The 20,635-nt window shown below is 64.0% G+C and carries 21 protein-coding genes and 1 pseudogene; 8 read left to right on the top strand and 14 right to left on the bottom strand.

Annotation, left to right across the window (positions count from 1 at the left end):
* Positions 1-51: 51 nt before the first annotated feature.
* Genes ABLE86_RS11430 through ABLE86_RS11440 form a run of 3 tightly spaced genes read right to left on the bottom strand, consistent with a single transcriptional unit; the run spans position 52 to position 2,805 of the window.
* The gene (locus ABLE86_RS11430) at positions 52-960 is read right to left on the bottom strand and encodes an SDR family oxidoreductase (RefSeq protein WP_348779062.1); all 909 of its coding nucleotides are present in this window, start codon (positions 958-960) and stop codon (positions 52-54) included.
* Positions 957-2,132 (bottom strand): tRNA epoxyqueuosine(34) reductase QueG, encoded by a 1,176-nt coding sequence (queG, locus tag ABLE86_RS11435; protein ID WP_348779063.1) that lies wholly within the window; start codon positions 2,130-2,132, stop codon positions 957-959. The genes ABLE86_RS11430 and queG overlap by 4 nt, the downstream gene beginning before the upstream one ends.
* On the bottom strand, positions 2,113-2,805 hold the full coding sequence (locus tag ABLE86_RS11440; protein WP_348779064.1) for a glutathione S-transferase family protein: 693 nt from the start codon (positions 2,803-2,805) through the stop codon (positions 2,113-2,115). The genes queG and ABLE86_RS11440 overlap by 20 nt, the downstream gene beginning before the upstream one ends.
* 154 nt (positions 2,806-2,959) lie before the next feature.
* On the opposite strand from ABLE86_RS11440, the gene ABLE86_RS11445 reads away from it, so the two are divergent.
* Positions 2,960-3,766, top strand: coding sequence for an undecaprenyl-diphosphate phosphatase (locus ABLE86_RS11445; RefSeq protein WP_348779065.1), 807 nt, complete (start codon positions 2,960-2,962; stop codon positions 3,764-3,766).
* Between the two features lie 307 nt (positions 3,767-4,073).
* Here the strand turns inward: ABLE86_RS11445 and ABLE86_RS11450 are convergent, their stop codons facing one another.
* The 8 genes from ABLE86_RS11450 to ABLE86_RS11485 form a co-directional block, all read right to left on the bottom strand.
* Positions 4,074-4,817, bottom strand: coding sequence for a thioredoxin family protein (locus tag ABLE86_RS11450; protein WP_348779066.1), 744 nt, complete (start codon positions 4,815-4,817; stop codon positions 4,074-4,076).
* A 27-nt stretch (positions 4,818-4,844) separates the two neighbouring features.
* Complete coding sequence (locus ABLE86_RS11455; RefSeq protein ID WP_348779067.1) at positions 4,845-5,279, bottom strand: SRPBCC domain-containing protein; 435 nt, start codon at positions 5,277-5,279, stop codon at positions 4,845-4,847.
* Positions 5,276-5,605: a metalloregulator ArsR/SmtB family transcription factor gene (locus tag ABLE86_RS11460; protein WP_348779068.1), complete on the bottom strand. Its 330-nt coding sequence runs from the start codon at positions 5,603-5,605 to the stop codon at positions 5,276-5,278. Before ABLE86_RS11460 ends, ABLE86_RS11455 begins: the two co-directional genes overlap by 4 nt.
* Positions 5,606-5,759: 154 nt before the next feature.
* A complete protein-coding gene (locus ABLE86_RS11465; protein WP_348779069.1) occupies positions 5,760-7,487 on the bottom strand; it encodes a SulP family inorganic anion transporter in 1,728 nt (575 codons plus the stop codon).
* Positions 7,488-7,714: 227 nt separating this feature from the next.
* On the bottom strand, positions 7,715-7,981 hold the full coding sequence (locus ABLE86_RS11470) for a helix-turn-helix transcriptional regulator (RefSeq protein ID WP_348779070.1): 267 nt from the start codon (positions 7,979-7,981) through the stop codon (positions 7,715-7,717).
* A gap of 77 nt (positions 7,982-8,058) precedes the next feature.
* Entirely contained in the window at positions 8,059-8,769 is a 711-nt protein-coding gene (locus tag ABLE86_RS11475) for a phosphatase PAP2 family protein (RefSeq protein WP_348779071.1), read from the bottom strand.
* Between the two features lie 113 nt (positions 8,770-8,882).
* Positions 8,883-10,097: a cation:proton antiporter gene (locus ABLE86_RS11480; protein WP_348779072.1), complete on the bottom strand. Its 1,215-nt coding sequence runs from the start codon at positions 10,095-10,097 to the stop codon at positions 8,883-8,885.
* A 180-nt stretch (positions 10,098-10,277) separates the two neighbouring features.
* A complete protein-coding gene (locus ABLE86_RS11485; protein WP_348779226.1) occupies positions 10,278-10,616 on the bottom strand; it encodes a hypothetical protein in 339 nt (112 codons plus the stop codon).
* A gap of 235 nt (positions 10,617-10,851) precedes the next feature.
* On the opposite strand from ABLE86_RS11485, the gene ABLE86_RS11490 reads away from it, so the two are divergent.
* Positions 10,852-11,556, top strand: a complete 705-nt coding sequence (locus ABLE86_RS11490; RefSeq protein WP_348779073.1) for an SDR family oxidoreductase — start codon at positions 10,852-10,854, stop codon at positions 11,554-11,556.
* 21 nt (positions 11,557-11,577) lie between these two features.
* A pseudogene (locus ABLE86_RS11495) lies at positions 11,578-11,784 on the top strand (hypothetical protein); the annotation flags it as partial.
* Between the two features lie 16 nt (positions 11,785-11,800).
* Here the strand turns inward: ABLE86_RS11495 and ABLE86_RS11500 are convergent.
* The gene (locus ABLE86_RS11500) at positions 11,801-12,199 is read right to left on the bottom strand and encodes a hypothetical protein (protein ID WP_348779074.1); all 399 of its coding nucleotides are present in this window, start codon (positions 12,197-12,199) and stop codon (positions 11,801-11,803) included.
* A 244-nt stretch (positions 12,200-12,443) separates the two neighbouring features.
* Here ABLE86_RS11500 and dmeF point away from each other — a divergent pair, with 244 nt between their 5' ends.
* From dmeF to lepA, 4 genes are all read left to right on the top strand, one after another.
* On the top strand, positions 12,444-13,385 hold the full coding sequence (gene dmeF / locus ABLE86_RS11505) for a CDF family Co(II)/Ni(II) efflux transporter DmeF (protein ID WP_348779075.1): 942 nt from the start codon (positions 12,444-12,446) through the stop codon (positions 13,383-13,385).
* A gap of 114 nt (positions 13,386-13,499) precedes the next feature.
* Positions 13,500-14,864, top strand: coding sequence for a cytochrome ubiquinol oxidase subunit I (locus ABLE86_RS11510; protein WP_348779076.1), 1,365 nt, complete (start codon positions 13,500-13,502; stop codon positions 14,862-14,864).
* A 52-nt stretch (positions 14,865-14,916) separates the two neighbouring features.
* Complete coding sequence (locus ABLE86_RS11515; protein WP_348779077.1) at positions 14,917-15,921, top strand: cytochrome d ubiquinol oxidase subunit II; 1,005 nt, start codon at positions 14,917-14,919, stop codon at positions 15,919-15,921.
* A 68-nt stretch (positions 15,922-15,989) separates the two neighbouring features.
* A complete protein-coding gene (gene lepA, locus ABLE86_RS11520; RefSeq protein WP_348779078.1) occupies positions 15,990-17,804 on the top strand; it encodes a translation elongation factor 4 in 1,815 nt (604 codons plus the stop codon).
* A gap of 601 nt (positions 17,805-18,405) precedes the next feature.
* On the opposite strand, the gene ABLE86_RS11525 is transcribed toward lepA, so the two are convergent.
* On the bottom strand, positions 18,406-18,750 hold the full coding sequence (locus ABLE86_RS11525) for a hypothetical protein (protein ID WP_348779079.1): 345 nt from the start codon (positions 18,748-18,750) through the stop codon (positions 18,406-18,408).
* A 382-nt stretch (positions 18,751-19,132) separates the two neighbouring features.
* Here ABLE86_RS11525 and ABLE86_RS11530 point away from each other — a divergent pair, with 382 nt between their 5' ends.
* Complete coding sequence (locus tag ABLE86_RS11530) at positions 19,133-19,966, top strand: hypothetical protein (RefSeq protein WP_348779080.1); 834 nt, start codon at positions 19,133-19,135, stop codon at positions 19,964-19,966.
* Positions 19,967-20,043: 77 nt separating this feature from the next.
* On the opposite strand, the gene ABLE86_RS11535 is transcribed toward ABLE86_RS11530, so the two are convergent.
* On the bottom strand, positions 20,044-20,502 hold the full coding sequence (locus ABLE86_RS11535) for a hypothetical protein (RefSeq protein WP_348779081.1): 459 nt from the start codon (positions 20,500-20,502) through the stop codon (positions 20,044-20,046).
* Positions 20,503-20,635: the final 133 nt, after the last annotated feature.

The raw sequence follows: 20,635 nt of genomic DNA on the forward strand, positions 1-20,635 counted from the left end.
TAAATGATCGCTCGGTGTGTTCCAGCCGCCCTTTGCGGCTTCTCCTGCCTCTCATCCGCGCTTCATCGGGCTGCGCGCCTCGCCCTCGTTCCAGCCGCCCGCTTCCCACATCGCGTCGAAGGCCGCCCGATAGTCCGGATAGCGGAAGCGATAGCCGGCTGCCTTGATCGCCGCGTTGGAAATGCGCTTGTTCTCGCCATAGAAAGACCGCGCCATGGGCGAAAGTTGGGCGGTCTCGAAGGGAATCTCAGGCGGCGGCGTCACGCCCATCAGCCTGGCCGCATAGGTCACCACGTCCTGCGGCGGCGCAGGCTCGTCGTCGGTCACGTTGAAAATGCCGCCCTTATCCTGCTGCGCGAGCGCCCACACCGCGCCGGCAATGTCCTCGCCGTGGATGCGGTTGAACACCTGGTCCGGCTTGATCAGCCGCTTGGCGGTGCCGTTGGTCAGGTTCATGAAGGCGTTGCGTCCCGGCCCGTAGATGCCCGCAAGGCGCATCACCGCCACCGGCAGGCCGGTTTCCGCGCCCAGCGCCAACCATTCCTGCTCGGCCTTCAGCCGCATCACCGAGCGGCGCGACACCGGCCGGCACTCGGCCGTTTCGTTCACCCACGCGCCGCCATGGTCGCCATAGACCCCGACGGTTGAGAGATAGCCGATCCATTGAAGCTTCGGCATGCCGTGCAGGATTTTTTCGCGCGCAGCGTTGAGCACAGGGTCCCCGGCTTCGTCGGGCGCAATGGAGATCAGCAGGTGCGTCGTTGCGGCAAGCTCTCCGGCCAGTTCATCGGTCAGCGACCCGTCGAAGACGAAGGGTTCTATCCCAGCCTGCCGCAGCGCCTCGAATTTTTCGGGCGAGCGCGTGGTGCCGGCAATCCGGATGCTCGCATCAGGTTTGGCCCGGCCGACCGCCTTCCCGGAATAACCGGCCCCGAAGATGAACATTCTTATCGCGCTCATGCATGTTCCCCGATTGTTTCCGGCTGGCCGGTTGCCAAAATCCATTCCCGATGCACCTCGGCGTCGTCTTCCGTCCTTGTCCGCTCAGCCAGCGCGGCAAAATCCGCCGGCTCCATCAGGCGTGAGAGGGCCCACACCGCCGCGCCCCGCACCAGCGGCGAGGGATCGGACAAAAGGCTTTCGCAAGGCGGGATCAGCGCGCGTTCGCCAGAATTGCCGGCGGCGATCAGCACGTTGCGGACGAAGCGGTCGCGGCCGATGCGCTTGACCGGCGAGCCGGAGAAGAATGAGCGGAAGGCCGCGTCATCCATGACGAGAAAATCGGCCAGCTTCGGCGCGCGCAGGTCGTCGCGGGCAACCAGTTTCGCTTCGGAGGCAACCCGCGCGAACTTGTTCCACGGGCAGGCGGCCAGGCAGTCGTCGCAGCCATAGATGCGGTTGCCCATCGCCGCGCGGAATTCGTGCGGGATAGGCCCCTTGTTCTCGATGGTCAGATAGGAGATGCAGCGCCGCGCATCGAGCTTGTAGGGCGCGGGAAAGGCATTGGTCGGGCAGGAATCGAGGCAGGCGCGGCACGAGCCGCAATGGTCGGTTTCGGCCACGTCAGGCGCGATCTCCGCCGTAGTGAAGATGGTGCCCAGAAACAGCCAGGAGCCGTACTGCCGGCTGACCAGGTTGGTGTGCTTGCCCTGCCAGCCGATGCCGGCGGCTTCTGCCAGCGGCTTTTCCATCACCGGGGCGGTGTCTACGAACACCTTCACGTCGCCGCCAGCCTGCGCCACGATCTTGCCGGCGATTTCCTTCAGCCGGCCCTTGATGACGTCGTGATAGTCGCGGTTGCGGGCATAGACCGAGATCGCGCCGCGATCGGCCTGAGCCTGCAATTCGCGCGGGTCATCCTCCGGCCCGTAATTCATGGCCAGCACGATGATCGAGCGAACGTCCGGCCAAAGCGTCTTCGGGTCGGCGCGGCGCGCGAAAGTCTCGGCCATCCAGACCATCGAGCCGTGAAAGCCCTCGGCCAGAAATTCGGCCAGCCGGGCAGGGGCCTGCGGGATCGCCTCCGGCGAGGTCACGGCCACGGCGTCGAAGCCGGCACGGCGTGCCTCGCGGTCGATCATCTGCCGCAGGCGCTCGCCCTTTTCGGGCTTGTCAGAAATCGAGGTCCGCATAGTGGGATACCGGCGAAATGCCGCGCACCCGGTCACCGAGCAGCGGGCGGAACGAGGGACGCGACTTCACCCGCGTGTACCAGTCGCGCGCCGCGGCGTGGTCGCTCCAGTCGATCTCGCCGAGATAGTCTAGCACCGAAATGGCGGCGGCGGCGGCAAGATCGGCATAGGTGATGCGCGGGCCGGCCAGCCAGTGGCGGGTGCCGGCCAGCCAGTTGGTGTATTTCATGTGCTGGCGGATATTGGAGCGGGCGGCGCGGATGGCGCCTGAATCCGGCGAGCCGCCGCCCATCTCGTTGGGCATCAGCGGCTTCAGCACGCGCTCGCGCACCAGGTGCTTGGTCACCTCGCTCTCGGTCTTGACCAGATACCAGTCCACCAGCCGGCGGATTTCGGCGCGCTCCATCGGGTCCTCGGCGAACAGGCGCCGCTCGCGCTTCAAGACGCCGCGCGTCTCGTCGAGATATTCGGCGATCACGCCGGCGCCGATGATCGGCACGTCACCCTCGGCCAGCAGCACCGGCAGCGTGCCGGCGGCGTTGAGCACCAGGAATTCACGGCGGCGCAGCCACGGCTTTTCCTCGATCAGCGCCAACTCTTCGCCGTATTCGCCGAAGGCGAGACGGACGAAACGACAGGAGGCGAACATGGGATGATGGAAAAGGGTCAGCATGGTTCCGTGGCGAAAACTGCGCTGGTCATTTTTCGGCCGCGCCAGTAGTTCTATCTCTGCCCGATTCATCGGGCGGTCAAGGCGCATCGGTATAGGGACAGTTCCGCGTCGTGACAAGCAAGCCCCATCGCTCCCCCGCCTCGTCGAGATATTCATGGAACATCAGACCATCATCGAAGCCCTGCTGCTTGGCCTGCTCGAGGGCTTGACCGAGTTCATCCCGGTCTCGTCCACCGGCCACATCCTGCTGGCCGGCCATTTCCTCGGCTTCGAGTCCACCGGCAAGGCCTTCGAGGTGCTTATCCAGCTCGGCGCCATCATGGCGATCCTGACCGTCTATTTCGGGCGGCTGTGGAAGATCGTCACCGGCCTGCCGAGCGACGCCCGCACGCGGCGCTTCGTGGCCGGCATCCTGCTGGCCTTCCTGCCCGCGGCCGTCATCGGCGTGATGGCGCATAACTTCATCAAGACGGTGCTGTTCGAATCCCCGATGCTGATCTGCATCACGCTGATCGTCGGCGGCATCGTGCTTCTGGGCGTCGACCGGCTGAAGCTGACGCCGAAATACCACGACGTGATGGATTTCCCGCTGCCGGCCTGCCTGGCCATCGGCTTCTTCCAGTGCCTGGCGATGATCCCCGGCACCTCGCGCTCGGGCGCAACGATCGTCGGCGCGCTTCTGATGGGCACCGACAAGCGCTCGGCGGCCGAATTCTCGTTCTTCCTGGCCATGCCCACCATGGCCGGCGCCTTCGCTTACGACCTTTACAAGAACCGCGACGCGCTGTCGGCTGCCGACCTGCCGATCATCACGGCCGGCTTCATCGCTGCCTTCGTCGCCGGCGTCTTCGTCGTGCGCCACCTGCTCGACTACGTCTCGCGCCGCGGCTTCGCCCCGTTCGCCTGGTGGCGGCTGGTCGTCGGCAGCATCGGGCTGGCCGCGCTGCTGGCCCTGCGCTGAGCTTTTTTGGCTGGCGTGTGGGAGGCTATTCCCCGCCACTGTGCTACGCACCCAGGAATGACCCCCACCCCTAGCCCCTCCCCACAAGGGGGAGGGGGACGATTTCGCCACCTTAGCCACTAGAAAAATGCGCTGAAGGTTGGTGCTGAGCAGCCGTGCAGCAAAGTTCCCTTCCCCCTTGTGGGGAGGGGTTAGGGGTGGGGGTACAAGCCCGCCGGGCTCACCAAATCACATGCGATATCCCTGCCTTGGGAAAAGAGCTGCCGCGAAGCGAATGAAAGGTGCGCTTTGCGAAGTCCTCCCTAAATCACCCGCAGCAGGACGACGTCAGCATCGCCGCGATGTGCTTGTCCTCGTCGGGATACTCGTCGTGGCGCTTCACCCAGTCCATGGCGCTGTTCTCGTTGCGGCCCCTGGGGGTGCGGTCGAGGATGGCGTAGGTGCTGATCTTGTCCTCGTCGCCGCGCGCATATTGCGAGAAGGTGCGGTAGATGTTGCCGTCCTCGTCCTTGTAGAACACGGTCATGCCGTGCAGCTCTTCCATGTCGAAGTCGAGCGGGGCGAAGTTGTAGATCGCCTTGCCGTTCTTGATGTCCTCCTTGTGGAAGGACACGCCGAAATCATAGTTGAAGTCGCTGCCGAAGGACGACACCCAGTCGAACTTCCAGCCCATGCGCTTCCTGTAGGCCTCGATCTGGGCCAGCGGTGCACGCGACACGGTCACCAGCGTCACGTCATGATGCTTCAGGTGCTGGTCGGGGCCGGCGAGATGATCGGCGCCGAAGGAGCAGCCGACGCAGCCCGCCTTCCAGTCCGGCCCGAGCATGAAGTGCACAACCACGAGCTGGCTGCGCCCTTCGAACAGCTCGGCCAGCGTCTTTTTGCCCTGCGGCGTGTCGAAGACGTACTCCTTCTCCACCCGCGTCCAGGGCAGCGCCTGGCGCTCGGCGTTCAGCCGGTCGCGGTGCCGGGTATATTCCTTTTCCTTCACCAGATGGGCCTTCTGGGCTTCCATCCATTCCTGCTGCGAGACGATCTTGTGCGATTGCATCTGTCTTCTCCCTTGGTGGATCTGCGATCAGGAAAACTGCCTCTCCAGTCTGTCGAGCGCCGCCATCCAGCCCATGCGGTGGCTATCGCGTGCGGCCTCGTCGAAGAATTGCTCGTGGTGCAGCGTCAGCATGGTGCCGTCGCCGTCGGGGCGCATCGTCAGCGTCACCAGCGACTCGCGCTCCGGGGTCGAGCGCCAGGCCCAGCTGAAAACCAGCCTTTCGGCCGGCACCACTTCGCGATAGACGCCGCGCACGTCGAACTCCTCGCCGTCGGCGGCGCGAAAGACGAGGCGGAAGCGGCCGCCGGGGCGCACATCCGTCTCGGCCAGCACCGGTTCGTCGTCCTCGCGCGGTCCCCACCAGCCCATGAGCCGCTCGGGCTCGGTCCAGGCGGCGTACACTTTCGCCGGCGCCGCGTTCAGACGGCGCTTCAGGGTCAGGCTTGGCTTGTCCAGCATCATTCCTTCTCCAAAAAATTCGCCAGCCGGTCGAGGCTGCCGTTCCAGAAGCGCTCGTAGCGATTCAGCCAGTTCATTGCTTCCTCCATCGGACCGGCGTTCAGCCGGCAGGCAACGGTGCGCCCGGTCTTGGCGCGGCTGATCAGCCCGGCATCCGACAGCACGTCCAGATGCTTCATCACCGCCGGCAGCGAGACCGGGAAGGGCTGTGCCAGCTCGCTCACCGAAAGGCTTTCCTCTGCCTCCAGCCGGGCAAGCAGGGCTCGCCTGGTCGGATCGGCAAGGGCGGCAAAGACGCGGTCGAGATTGGCTTCTTGATACTTAACCATGAAGTTAAGTATTGGCCCGCAAGCCGCCGCTGTCAAGGCCTGGGTTGCGATTTCTGGAGCTGTTTGCAGCCAGGCGGAATCGCCCGGCGTTGCACAAATACGGCTAAGACATTGCCGGAGCGGCCTAAGGCCATCCGTCAGGATGGCCGCCGCTCTAGCCGGCCGGCGTGCTCCGCTCGGCCGCAATCTGCGCCAGCGCACCGGCAATGGTCGCCTTGTAGCGCACATGCGGCGGCTTCACGCCGTGGGTCATCAGCATGCGCCGCACTTGCGGGGCCGCCCCGGTCACGAAGACGCGCAGGCCTTCCCGGCCCGCCTTGCGCACCGCGCCCTCGATCACATTGGCCGCGGTCGAGTCGAGGAACGGCACCGCCGAGCAGTCGAGCACCAGGTTCTGCCGGTGGTCGCCGATGCGGTCCAGAACGGCGCCCACGGCGGAGGCGGCGCCGAAGAAGAAGGCGCCGGAAATGCGGTAGACCACCGTGTCGGGGTCGCTGGCGGTCGCCGGGTCATAGGCCCTGCGCTCGTCATTGGCGGTGTCGGCCACGTCTTCCTCCGCCATCGGCACATGCGCCTCCACCGCGATCGCCTTGGCCATGCGGTTGATGAACAGCAGCGCCCCAAGCGCAAAGCCCACCACGATGCCGGTGGTCAGGTCGCGGAAGATGACGAGGCCGAAGGTCACCACCAGCACCAGCGCGTCCCCGACGGACGAGCGCAGTAGGGCGGCCACCGCGGGCTTTTCGATCATGTTCCAGGCCACTACGGCCAGCACGCCGGCCAGGGCCGCGAGCGGGATGTAGCTGGCCAGCGGTGCTGCCACCAGCATGAAGGCGAGCAGGAACAGCGCATGCAGCATGCCCGAAACCGGTCCGTGCGCGCCGGCGCGCACATTGGTGGCGGTGCGGGCAATCGTGCCGGTCACGCAGATGCCGCCGAAAAGTGCCGCGCCCATATTGGCAAAGCCCTGCGCCACCAGCTCGCAGTTGGAGCGGTGCCGCCGCCCGGTCATGCCGTCGGCCACCACCGCCGAGAGCAGGGATTCGATCGCCCCCAGCAGCGTGAAGGCGATGGCGTCCGGCAGCACGGCCAGCACCTTCTCGGTGGTGAAGTGGGGCAGCGCCGGCTCCGGCAGCATGCGCGGAATGCCGCCGAAGCGCGTGCCGATTGTCTCGGCCGGCAGGCCGAATACCGCCACCGCCAGCGAGGCCACGGCCACCGCAATCAGGAACCCGGGCCAGCCCGGCCGCCAGCGCTTCAGGCCGGCGATGATGCCGATGGTCAGCACCGCCACGGCCACGGCGGCGGCGTTCACCGTGCCCGCCGCTTCGCCCAGCGCGCGCAGCCGGGGCAGCAGCTCGCCGGGCTCCTTGCCGGCCAGCGTCAGACCGAACAGGTCGTGCAGCTGGCTGGAGAAGATGATCACGGCGATGCCGGCGGTGAAGCCCACCGTCACCGGATAGGGAATGAACTTGATGTATGTGCCGAGCCTGAGATAGCCGGTGGCGACCAGGAACACGCCCGACATCATCGTGGCCAGGATCAGCCCGTCGACGCCGTTGCGCTCCACGGTTGCGGCCACCAGCACGATGAAGGCACCGGCCGGCCCGCCGATCTGGAAGCGGCTGCCGCCCAGCAGCGAAACCAGGAAGCCGCCGACGATAGCCGTGAACAGGCCGCGTTCCGGCCCCACGCCCGAGGCAATCGCAATCGCCATGGAAAGCGGCAGCGCCACGATGGCAACCGTCAGGCCGGCGATCAGGTCGGCGCGAAACTGCGGCAGGCCATAGCCTTCGCGCAGCACCGTCACCAGCTTGGGCGTGAACAGTTCGGCGAAGCTCGGCTGCGCCGGGTTGGAAACAGATTTCTGGCGCGCGTCCATGCGCAGCCCTCCGCAATTGGCGCGGCGGGGATCGTCGGCGTGAACTGTCGGCGGTCGCCGTCGCGAACGCGTCGCCGCGCGCCCGTTCGGGCACATCGGCAACACTTGAACCACTTCACTTGCCCGCTTCGGCTTGCCGGCCTGTCGTCCGGCGCGTCTGCGCGGCGTCTCGTGCCGGAGCGTCCTTTCCTGCGCCTTGCAGGCTTCGGATCGCGCCGGTTGCGAAATCAGCCGTTGCCGCGCTCGGCCGGTGCCTTGAGGCGCACGCCCCGGCCGCCGCCTTCGCTCGGCTGGTTGTCTCCGATGAGCTCCACCCCGGCGCCGTCCAGCGCCTGGATGACCTTCATCAGCGTGTCGACCACGCCCCGCACCAGTCCATCGCTCGCTTCCATCCGCTGGATGGTCGGAAGCGAAACGCCGGCCAGCTCGGCAAGCGTCTTCTGGTCGATGCCGGCCAGCGCCCTTGCGGCGCGCATCTGCGCTGCTGTGATCACTGGCAAGAGCTCCCGTCTGAGTCCGCAATATGCATGTATGATACAGTCATGATGATGTTTCAAGCATGAATTGAGATTTATGAAGCATCAGCGCTGCCGAGCGCTCGGGCGCGTCGCCGCACCCAGCGCGCGGCCAGCCAGCACAGCATCGCCCAAGCGGCCCCGGCGCACCATCCGGCCACCACGTCGGAGGGCCAGTGCACGCCCAGATAGAGCCGGCTGAAGCCCACCACCAGCGTTGCCAGCACAGCCACCGTCAACACGTAGATCTTGGTGGCGCGGTCGGGCAGCGTCTGCGCCAAAAGCGCGCCCAGCGTCAGGAAGGTCACGGCCGACATCATCGCGTGGCCGCTCGGAAAGCTCATCGTGTGCACCTCGGCCAGATGCGGCACCACGTCGGGTCGCGTCCGGTCGATGCCGAATTTCAGTAGGCTGCTCAGCACCTGGCCGCCTGCCACCGCCACCAGCACCAACAGCGCCGCCAGCGGCTTTCGCTCCACCAGCAGGTAGAAGATCGCGGCCGCGGTGATGAAGATCAGCACGGCCGCGCTGCCGAGGCTGGTCAGGTCGCGCATGGCATCCGGCAGCCAGCGCGGCCCTATCGGCGTGGCAAGGTCGCCGGGTGTGCGCAGCGCCAGCAGGATTTCGGTGTCGAAGCCGTGCGGGGCGCTGTCGCGCGCCACTTCCATCAGTTCCACGAACCCCCACAGCCCGCCCGCGACGATCAGCGCCGCGAGAAGAACCGCGAACTCGATCTTGCCGAAAATGCCCGAAGGCTGTGGCCGCATGTGCGTTTCCTCCGTTTCGCAGTTGCCGCTAGCACAAACGGGCAGACATCATAAGGGCGTTTGGCGCGTCTCCGCCCCTTGCTTTCTTGCCGTTCAATGTATTGCCAGCCCGGCTAGGCGATCGGGGCCTTCACGGTGCGGTTGCGCCGGGCAAAGACCTCGGCCAGCGGACTGGCGGTCAGACCATGCGCCAGAATGCTGAGGATCACCGTCCAGGCGACCGTTGCCGTCAGCGTCTCGCTGCCCGGAAGGTTCGCATCCAGGACGATGATGGCAAACACGATGCTCGCCAGGCCGCGCGGGCCGAACCAGCCCAGGAAGAGCTTGCCGTCCGCCTTCAGGTCCGTGCCGGCCAGGGCCAGCCACACTGGTATCATCCGAACCGCTGTGAGGCTCAGGACCGCATAGACGGCAATCTCCCAGCTCAGCCGCCCCAGCGCCTGGCCAATCACCGCTGCTCCAAAGAGCACCCAGGTCAGAAGGCCGAAAAGATCGCCGGAGCCTTCCGCCGCAAGCAGCAATTCGTGCTTCTGCTCACGGTGCCGGGCCATCCCGCCGGCCACGATGCCGCCGACGAAGCAGGCGATGAAGCCGCTCCCGCCCAGTGCCTGTGCCGCGCCGAAGGAAGCGAGCGCCAGCGCCATTGCCGGAAGCTGCCGCCATGCCTGGCCCAGCCAGCCGTGTCGCGCTGAAAGGCGAAGCGCCCACACGCCGACGAAGGCAAAGCCCGCGCCCACAACCAGCCCGATCCCGATTTCCTGCGCGAAATGGGTAACAACCAGTTCCCACCCGGCGCCGGCCGGTTCGGCGGCAAAGGCCAGGAGGATCAGGAGCACCGACACGCAAATGCCGTCGTTCAGGCCGCTCTCCACATTCAGGCCTTCGCGGATCGGCGGGGGAACGGCGGGGTTGGTCACCACCGGCTTGCCCAAAGCCGCATCGGTGGGGGCCAGCATGGTGGCCAGCAGCGCGCATTCGATCATTCCGAGCCCTGGAAAAAGCAGGTCGGCGGCAGTGGTCCCCAGCAGGATTGTCAGCGGCAGGCCGATCAGCAGCAGACGCTCGGGGATCGTGTAGCTGAGCCTGAGCACACTGAGATCGGCATTGGCCGCATCCGTGAACAGCACCAGCGCCAGCGTGAGTTCGGCGAGGGTGCGAAGGCCTTGCGCATGAACATCCAAGGTGAGCCAATTCAGGCCCACCGGACCGACGGCCAGCCCGAAGGCGGTGAAGACGAGGGCGCCGGCAACCGGCGTGCGCTCAAGCCGCCCCGCGATCAGGGCGTAGACGAACGCGAATGCAGAGAGGATGGCCAGGTCCTGCTGCATGATCCACCGTTTCCACCCACGGCTGGTCGCCGGCCGCATTCGATGCCGCTCCACGCCGAAGGTTTTCGGATCATATCATGCCGGAGCGGCTGCCGCATTCGCTCGGCCGGATGCCGGCGAGCCTCTTCCTGGCCGACTGCCTGCAGTCGCCAGGGGTTCTGCCAAGGCATGATTGCGGAACTACTGCCCGCCGGCCTGCGACCCGAGCGTGATGAGGCCGACCGCGAGGATGGCCAGCACGACGCCGCCGCTCTGCACCGCGCTCAGCCGCTCGCCGAAGAAGGCCAGCGCGATCACGTTGATCGCCACCAGCTGGATCACCGCCGACAGGCTGAAGGCCGAGGCCATGCCGAACTCGCGCACCAGCCGCAGCATCACCAGGTTGCCCGCCGAATAGAGCGCCAGCGTCAGCGCCAGCTTGCCGAGCGTGGGCGTCAGCGCCCAGGATTTGGCGCAGGTCGCCGCGAGCAGGAAGATCACCGTCGAGGCGGCAAGCTGCACAAAACCGGATAGGCTCAACTCGTTCTCCGCGGACATGGCGCAGGGCGCCACATCGGCACCCGGCTGGAAACTCCGGCCCGTCCCCGCGATGTCTGGCAAAGCCGCCGCGCCGCGTCAAGGTGGCGGCCACGGCGCCACGGCCGCTCGCCTGCTGGTCCAGCGGCTTGCCCGGCCGTGCCGGTGGGGTTACCCCTTGTCTATACGGTTGTGCCGCCGCGCGCTGCGCGGCCGCCGGAGGGCGTGGGGGAAAAGCATGTCGGAACTGAAGACGGCCATCATCACCGCTGGCGGCAGCGGCATGGGCGCGGATGCCGCGCGCAAGCTCGCCGAGGAGGGGTTCCACGTCGCGATCCTGTCCTCGTCGGGCAAGGGCGCGGCACTGGCCGAAAAGCTTGGCGGCATCGGTGTCACCGGCTCCAACCGCTCCAACGACGACCTCAAGCGCCTGGTCGATGCCACCATGCAGAAGTGGGGCCGCATCGACGCCGTGGTCAACAGCGCCGGCCACGGGCCGCGCGCGCCGGTGCTGGAAATCAGCGACGAGGACTGGCATCTCGGCATGGAGACCTATCTGCTCAACGCCGTGCGCATGGCGCGCCTGGTCACGCCGGTCATGCAGGCGCAGAAATCGGGCTCCATCGTCAACATCTCGACCTATGCCGTCTTCGAGCCGGAGGCACTGTTTCCCACCTCGGGCGTGTTCCGCGCCGGCCTTGCCGCCTTCACAAAACTCTTCGCCGACAAATACGCGCCCGACAACGTGCGCATGAACAACGTGCTGCCGGGCTTCATCGACAGCCTGCCCGAAACCGGCGAGCGGCGCGAGCGCATCCCCATGGGCCGCTACGGCCGCGTGGAGGAGGTTTCGGAGCTCATTGCCTTCCTGGCCAGCGAGAAGTCGAGCTACATCACCGGTCAGAACATCCGCATCGACGGCGGCATCACGCGCTCGGTGTAGCCCTGGCCGAGAATTCGCGAAAGCGGTTTTGACGAAAGCGCCTTCTGGCGGGCATGTCAATCGGCGCCTACCGCTCGGCCCTTGTCAACCGCCACGTCTTCAACCTGCAAGGGCAGGCGGCCTTCAAGCGCCGCTTCCACTGCGAGGAGGAGGCCGCCTATATCGCCTTCAGGAAAGGCTACGCCGCTGGAGGCAATGGCGCTGCTGCGCCTGTGCAAGGTGGTGTGAGAAATATATTGTCGACTCAGTCCGGCTTGATGGTCTGCTTCTTGAGAGTGAGCCAAGTCGCTATGAATAACGTTAAGGAAAGCGCTAAGTAGAATGTCCCATAAAGTATGGCATAGTCGAGAGGTTTGTTGCCCGTCAATTTGAACATGAAACGGGGTGCGCCGGTCAAGAACGCAAAGACAGGGAGGGTCGCCAGGAAAAGGACGGTTCCTGTCAGGAATAGCTTGAATGAGCCTCGGATTGCTGTTTGCTGCATGCTCAGGGCAGAAAATACCGCTACCGTGCTCGGAAGGCGCGTGTTGTAACTAATCGTCTCGCCCAGGCTATCGCCTCTGGCGATGAAATAAAACAGCCCAATCAGTGCTATAGATATGATCCAGGAAAGGCCGATTCTCGTAAAGGAAAAGAATAGCATCCAAGCGGGTCCCAACACTGTCGATCTTGATAGCCGCTCGCCGTTTCACCTGCAAGTATACATGTTGTTCTGCGCCATGCTGGCCGCTGAGATCGCGTCCGCCGACATCACTTGCCCTATCCCACACCGGGGATAAGCTTATCCGCATGAGCCACGTCAACGATCCGGAGATCCAAAAAGCGCTCCGCTGAAGACAGGCTTTCGGTGTTCCGCGAGATCACCGGATGCCCTTGAGAGGCCGGCCATGAACACGCTGCCCGAAGACGAACGCTTCACCCACGACCACCTCTTCCTCGGCGAGCATCACGACCGCAATGCGCGCCGCACCTTCATCGTGGTCGGGCTCGCACTGGTCATGATGGTGGGCGAAATCGTTGCCGGCCTGGCGTTCGGCTCCATGGCGCTCCTGGCCGACGGGTTCCACATGTCCACCCATGTCGGGGTGCTTGCCATCGCAGCCGCGGCCTACGCGCTCGCGCGCCGCCATGCGCATGACGAACGCTTCACCTTCGGCACCGGCAAGTTCGGCGAGCTCGCCGGCTACACCAGCGCCATCGTGCTGGCCATCGTGGCGGTGCTGATCGGCGTCGAATCCGCGTTGCGCCTCGCGCATCCGGTGCCGATCCGTTTCGACGAGGCCATCGCGGTCGCGGTTCTGGGCCTTGCGGTCAATCTGGCCAGCGCCTGGCTGCTGTCGGCTCGGCATCATCATCACGCCCACCATGACGAGCCCGGCCACGAGCATCGCCATGCCCATGCCCACGCCCATGACGATCACAATCTGCGCTCGGCCTACCTGCATGTGCTGGCCGATGCCCTGACCTCGGTGCTGGCCATCCTCGGGCTTCTCGGCGGGCGCTTCTTCGGCTGGCTGTGGATGGACGCCATGGTGGGCATCGTCGGTGCCGTGGTCATCGCCAGCTGGTCATTCGGCTTGCTGCGCGCTTCGGGCGCGGTGCTGCTCGATGTCCGTGGCGATCCGGGGCTGGCCCGCAATGTGCGCGAACGGCTCGAGCGCGATGGCGACCGCGTAACCGACCTTCATCTCTGGCGGCTCGGCCCCGGCCATCTGGGGCTCGTCGTCTCCATCGTCTCCGCGCAGCCCATGTCGCCCGAATCCTACAAGGCCCTGCTCGTCGACCTGCCCCGGCTGTCGCATGTCACGGTGGAAGTCCATGCGGCCTGAGACATCTGGCCGGAAGAGCGACCGGCACGCCCCACTTCTGCGCCACGCCGCCGCTTTGACCGTTTGCGGCCATTGCCCTATCTTGCCTTTCGGGGGAGAGCAGGAGCATGCTTCATGGACCCGCTGATGCTGTCGCGCATACAGTTTGCTGCGAACATTTCGTTTCACATCCTGTTTCCGACCATCACCATCGCCCTTGGCTGGGTCCTCCTCTTCTTCAAGCTCCGCTATAACGCCACCTCCGACCCGGCCTGGATGCGCGCCTACTTCACCTGGGTGAAGGTCTTTGCGCTGTCCTTCGCCATCGGCGTCGTCACCGGCGTCACCATGACCTTCCAGTTCGGCACCAACTGGCCCGGCTACATGGAGCATGTCGGCAACATCGCAGGCCCCTTGCTGGCTTACGAGATCCTCACGGCCTTCTTCCTGGAGGCGGTGTTCCTGGGCATCATGCTGTTCGGCTTCCGCCGCGTGTCCAACAAGGTGCACACCGCCGCCACCGTGCTGGTCGCCTTCGGCACCACCGTATCCGCCTTCTGGATCCTGGCGCTGAATTCCTGGATGCAGACGCCGGTGGGCTTCGAGGTTCGCGATGGCGTCGCCTATGCTACCGACTGGTGGGCGATCGTCTTCAACCCGTCGTTCCTCTACCGGCTGGTCCACATGCTGCTGGCCTCGGGTCTCACCGTGTCCTTCTTCATCGCCGGCCTTTCGGCGTTGCGCTATCTTGCCGGCGACCGCTCCGATTCCATGTGGAAGGCGCTGCGCACCGGCGTCTACACCGCCGCCGTCCTCATCCCGATCCAGATCTACGCCGGCGACCTGCACGGGCTCAACACGCTGGAGCACCAGCCGCAGAAGGTCGCGGCCATGGAGGCCAACTGGGAGACGCGGCCCAATGTGCCGCTGGTGCTGTTTGCCATCACCGACGAGAAGGCGCGCGAGAACAGGTACGAGATCACCATCCCCAACGGCGCCAGCCTCATCCTGCGCCACAGCGCCAGCGGCATCGTGCCGGGCCTCAACGATTTCGTGGGCAACCACCCGCCGGTGTCGCCGGTGTTCTGGGGCTTCCGGCTCATGGTCGGCACGGGCATCGTCATGCTGGTCGTATCCTGGCTTGCCGCCTGGTTCCTGTGGCGCCGGCGCGACCTGCCCAGATGGCTTGCCTATGTGCTGGTGCCGATGACGATTTCCGGCTGGGTGGCCACGCTGGCCGGCTGGTATGTCACCGAGATCGGCCGCCAGCCCTGGCTGGTCACCGGCGTGCTGACGACGCAGGATGCGCTGGGGCCGGTCGCCGGCAGCCATGTGGCGCTCACCCTCACCCTTTACCTCATCCTCTATCTCATACTGATCGTCGTCTACATGGGCACGCTGGTGCATCTGTCGATGAAGGCGGCCAGGGATGGCGACCAGTCGCCGCTGCCGGGCGTGCTCGATCGGCCGCTGTCGCAGCCGGTGCACGGCACGGAGTGAGCGTCATGACGGCGGCGCTGCCTGACCACCAAGCGAAGGGGAGACATGAACCATGAGCCTCGACTGGGCCACCATACTGCCCTTCGTCTTCGCCTGCCTGATGGGCCTGTCCATCCTCATCTATGTCGTTCTCGACGGCTTCGACCTCGGCATCGGCATCCTCTTTGCCGCTGCCGACGACCATGAGAAGGATGTGATGATCTCGGCCATAGGCCCGTTCTGGGACGCCAACGAAACCTGGCTGGTGCTGGCGGCGGGGCTTCTGCTGGCCGCCTTTCCCTACGCCCACGGCGTCATCCTCAGCGCGCTCTACATCCCCGTCTTCCTGCTCCTGTTCGGCCTCATCCTGCGCGGCGTCGCCTTCGACTTCCGCGCCAAGGTGCCCTCGCACCGCAAGCGCCGCTGGAACACCATCTTCTTCGCCGGCTCGCTGATCGCCTCGCTGGCGCAGGGCTACATGCTGGGCGTCTATGTGCTGGGGCTGCAGAGGGGTGCTGCCGCCTTCGCCTTCGGGCTGCTGGTGGCGCTGTGCCTGGCGGCCTCCTACGCTGCCATGGGCGCGGCCTGGCTGATCTACAAGACCGAAGGCGCCCTGCAGGAAAAGGCGGTGCACTGGCTGCGCCGCGCGCTGGTGCTCACCGCGCTCGGCATGGTGGCCGTGTCGATGGCGACGCCCTTGGCCAGCCAGCGCATCTTCGAGCGCTGGTTCGTGCTGCCCGACATGATCTATCTCGCCCCGCTGCCTATCGTTTCGGCTATCCTGTTCGTCTGGCTGTGGTGGCAGACCTTTCATCTGCCCAAGGAGCGCGACCGCCACTCCATCCTGCCCTTCTTCACGCTTGCCGCCATCTTCACGCTCGGCTTCTGTGGCCTGGCCTGGTCGTTCTACCCCTATGTCGTGCCGGAAAAGCTCACCATCTGGCAGGCGGCGGCGGCCACCGAAAGCCTCGCCATCATCCTGGTCGGCACGCTGTTCGTGCTGCCGGTCATCCTCGGCTATTCGCTCTACGCCTACCGCGTCTTCGGCGGCAAGGCGTCCGACCTCACCTATGATTGAGCATCCGCCGCGCGGCTTCTCCTTCGCGGCGCTTGTGGAAGGTTCTTGCCCCTGCTAAATGCGCGCCCATGACCACAGCGCTCGATCACATCCGCAATTTCTCCATCGTCGCCCATATCGACCATGGCAAGTCCACGCTCGCCGACCGGCTCATCCAGATGACCGGGGGCCTCGACGCGCGCGAAATGGCCGGCAAGGAGCAGGTTCTCGATAACATGGATATCGAGAAGGAGCGCGGCATCACCATCAAGGCGCAGACCGTGCGCCTCAACTACAAGGCCCGCAACGGCGAGGAATACGTCCTCAACCTCATCGACACGCCCGGCCACGTCGACTTCGCCTATGAAGTCTCGCGGTCGCTGGCCGCCTGCGAAGGTTCTCTGCTCGTCGTCGACGCCTCCCAGGGCGTCGAGGCGCAGACGCTGGCAAACGTCTACCAGGCCATCGACAAGAACCACGAGATCGTCGTGGTCTTGAACAAGATCGACCTGCCCGCCGCCGAGCCCGAGCGCGTCAAGGAGCAGGTGGAAGAGGTCATAGGCATCGACGCCTCCCAGGCGGTCTACATCTCGGCCAAGACCGGCATCGGCATCGAGGACGTGCTGGAGGCGATCGTCCACCAGCTTCCGCCCCCGCGCGAGGGCGACCGCACCGCCCCGCTGAAAGCCATGCTGGTCGATAGCTGGTACGACGCCTATCTCGGCGTCATCGTGCTCGTGCGCGTCATCGACGGCGTGCTGAAGAAGGGCCAGACCATCCGCATGATGGGCACCGGCGCAAAATATCCGGTCGAGCGCACCGGCTTCTTTACGCCAAAGATGATCCAGGCCGACGAGATCGGCCCCGGCGAGTTCGGCTTCATCACCGCCTCGATCAAGGAAGTGGCCGACACCCGCGTCGGCGACACCATCACCGAAGACCGCCGCCCCACCGCTCACGCTCTGCCGGGCTTCAAACCGGCCCAGCCAGTGGTGTTCTGCGGCCTGTTCCCGGTCGACGCCGCCGACTTCGAGGACCTGCGCGCTGCCATGGGCAAGCTGCGCCTCAACGACGCCAGCTTCTCCTACGAGATGGAAACCTCGGCAGCTCTGGGCTTCGGCTTCCGCTGCGGCTTCCTCGGCCTGCTTCACCTCGAAATCATCCAGGAGCGGCTGGAGCGCGAGTTCAACCTCGACCTCATCGCCACCGCGCCCTCCGTCGTCTACCGCATGGTCATGACCGACGGCACGGTGAAAGAGCTGCACAACCCGGCCGACATGCCCGACGTGGTCAAGATCGACCACATCGAGGAGCCGTGGATCCGCGCCACCATCCTGACCCCGGACGACTATCTCGGCAGCATCCTTAAGCTGTGTCAGGACAGGCGCGGCATCCAGGCCGACCTGTCCTATGTCGGCAAGCGCGCCATGCTGGTCTACGATCTGCCGCTCAACGAGGTCGTGTTCGATTTCTACGACCGGCTGAAGTCGATCTCAAAAGGCTATGCCAGCTTCGACTACCACCTCACCGACTATCGCGAGGGCGACCTGGTGAAGATGTCGATCCTGGTCAATGACGAGCCGGTGGACGCGCTCTCCATGCTGGTGCACCGCACGGCCGCCGAAAAGCGCGGCCGCGTCATGTGCGAGAAGCTGAAAGAGTTGATCCCGCAGCACATGTTCAAGATCCCGATCCAGGCGGCCATCGGCGGCCGCATCGTCGCGCGCGAAACCATTTCCGCGCTGCGCAAGGACGTCACTGCCAAGTGCTACGGCGGCGACGTTTCGCGCAAGCGCAAGCTTCTGGAAAAGCAGAAGGAAGGCAAGAAGCGCATGCGCCAGTTCGGCAAGGTGGATATCCCGCAGGAAGCGTTTATCCAGGCGCTGAAGATGGGTGACAACTAGGGGGCCTAGCGCCCTCGTGGTTCGAGGCCCGGCCCTGCCGGGCTTGCGGGACAATAATTAGCGCCGTGCGGGCCGGGCACCTCACCATGAGGGCTACTGGAATGTCGCCGCGCTAACCTTCAACATTCCCGCAATCTTCACGACAGGCCGGCGCAACCCCCACCCTCATGGTGAGGTGCGCAGTGGAGCGAAGCGGAACGAAGCCTCGAACCACGAGGGTGGCTCCAGCTATCGTTTTTCTTCCTGCTGGCCAGTTCCGGCAGTTGCTCATAGGCCAGCGCAACCGGCGCTAACCTACAACGCTCGCGCGTTCATGGCAGGCCGGCACACCCCCATCCTCATGGTGAGGTGCGCAGTGGAGCGAAGCGGAACGGAGCCTCGAACCACGAGGGTGGCTCCAGCTACCTTCTCTTCCGGCTCGCCAGTTCCGGCAGTCTCTCATAGGCCAACGCAATCAGCGCTTCTGTCTGGCGCGCGACAACAGCTGCATGTTGCGGCTGTGCCGGCGTCGCCTTATTTGTTGATCGAAGAGCGTGCAATCTCCGAAGTCTTCAACTTCCGTTCGCCGCTCCACGCAAGCATCACAACCAGAACGGTGCTGTCACTTCAACAATCGCGTCAACAATCGCGATGCCTCCTGCTCAATTCTCTCGATAAGCTCGCGATCCTCATAGCGAATTCGCTCTATGTGTGAAACGAATTCGCTCAAATCACTTAAGAGAGCACTATTGATAGAGGAGCCGCCTCCGAGTTGCGAGTCGGCAGCTTTCACAACTGTCGAGGCGACCCATGCGCTTATATTCATCCCCTGCGCGGCTGTCCTGTCCTCAACCACAAAAGCATCCAAGTTCTCTACCGTCCACTGTCCGAGATCTGATGTCTCTGCTCCTCGACGCGATTCTCCGCGCCCGTCCGATACGAGCGCTGCCGCCTCAAGATGTGTCATAGCGAACTCCTCGATTCTACCGAAAGCACCCTGTTCGGGTCCCATCGGCCTTCAATCTACCGCAGTTAGCACACCCGCGGTCCTAGATTGAAGCTTAGGGTTAACATTTAGCAAGACAAGCCTTATCAAAGCATATCTGCCATGCACCTATGAGATCGACCCGTAGTTCGGTCCGTTGAGCATTCTGCCATTTCTTTCCTCCCTCCGCCAAAAAAACCAAAACGCGCCTCCCCATGGGTAATCAAATCACCCATCTATAGTTAAATCGAGGTTAGTCTCGGATGTGCGTGCGCCGCAACATCTTTCTTTATCTTGGATTGTCTTGCGTCGTGGGCGCCGATAGCGTACCCATGGACCCCATTTGAGCTATCGGGGAGTAATTATGGCCCTGCAGTATTTTGAATGGCAGACGGTGGCCGATAAAATTGTTGCCGAGGTTACGCAAAACCGTGAGAGCGCTATAGCATTATTGCCGAATGGGGCCAAAAGAGCGGCGGGGATACTGTCGACTCTCGAGGTCTCGGTGTCTGACGCTCTGAACGATGCAGGTTTTCGGCTCCACGATAACCGTCTCGAAATAAGTGCTGGGGGGCTGAACCTCATCTATGAGGTCGGGAAGCAGAATGATTTTGGCGGTCTCGCTGAAGAGGAGTTCTGCAAGGTCGCACTACAACTTTACCTCTTCCATGAAATACATCATGTCGCACAGGGACTTATAGAATTTGAAGACGTTCAGGCCCTGAAGAGAACTGCCGGACCGGACAAGCTCGGAGAACTTGACGTCATCGCGGACACGGTGGCGGCTCAGCTGTTTGCATGGAACTTTGCAGCTACGCAGGAAGATTTTCGTAGGCAATACGCGGCCGGTTTTCTCGCGGCTCTTCATTTCATGGTTGAGTACTGTTTTCCAGCCTTTGGTTTTCCCCTTGAGAAGCGTCACAAGGTACAGCGCGCACTTGGAATAGTGCTGATGGCTATAATCACAGAAAGGGCTATTGATCGAAGGGACTATGAGTCCGATTTCGACATCGCGCTATACGCGTCATTTTCGCAGAACTTTTCAGAACTTGCTGTCCTGAGCTACGGAGGAAATCCTTCTCCGGCAATGCATAGTGTCGTCAGAACGATGAAGCCCCAGTCGGTAAAGGCAGTGCTTCGATTGCTTGACAGCGGGCAGGTTGGCGAAATTCTAGCCATGACCCGGGCTCTGGTTTAGTTTAGCCAAGGTTTTGGCGGGCCGCTCGAGCACTGAATTGAAGGATGTGCTTGGACGCCTTGCAAGTTAAACCGGGATTATTTCCTCCCAAACCTCATCACCCAGTTCACCTCCCAACTCCCCCCGCCATCCGTCGAAAAAGCCTGTTCCCAGCGCGGGCTTTCTCCCGCCGTCCATAAAAACCGCACACGCACCGGCTTTCCGCCCTCGACATCGTCGCCATAAAATTCGCCGCGGCCGTTTTCGAATTTTCCCACCGTCGGCGGAAAAAGCCGGTGAGATTTTGTGTCGGACCAGTAGAGCGACCACAGTCTTGTCTCGGGGTTGTAGAGGCGCAGCGTCATGCCGGTGAAGCCGCGCGCGGGCACGAACATCTGGTCGAGATTGCCACAGCCATCCATCACCTTTTCCACGCGCGCGGTGGCCGGAAAGCTGTGCCATTCAGTGCAGCCGGCCAGCCGCTCGTTGAGGCATTCATTGTTGATGTTCCATTCCCCGATCAGGAAATCGAAATCGGCAAAACCCTGGTCGCGCATTCGTCCCTCCCTTGATTGATGCCGCAGCATAACTGACAGCTCCTGACAACTTGCTGTCAGGAGAGATGCCTGCCGACGACAAAAGAAGGGGACAAAAATCCGGGTTTTTTGTCAGGTCGCACCAGCACCCATC

The sequence above is a fragment of the Mesorhizobium sp. KR2-14 genome (assembly GCF_040049255.1).
Taxonomy (GTDB): Bacteria; Pseudomonadota; Alphaproteobacteria; order Rhizobiales; family Rhizobiaceae; genus Pseudaminobacter.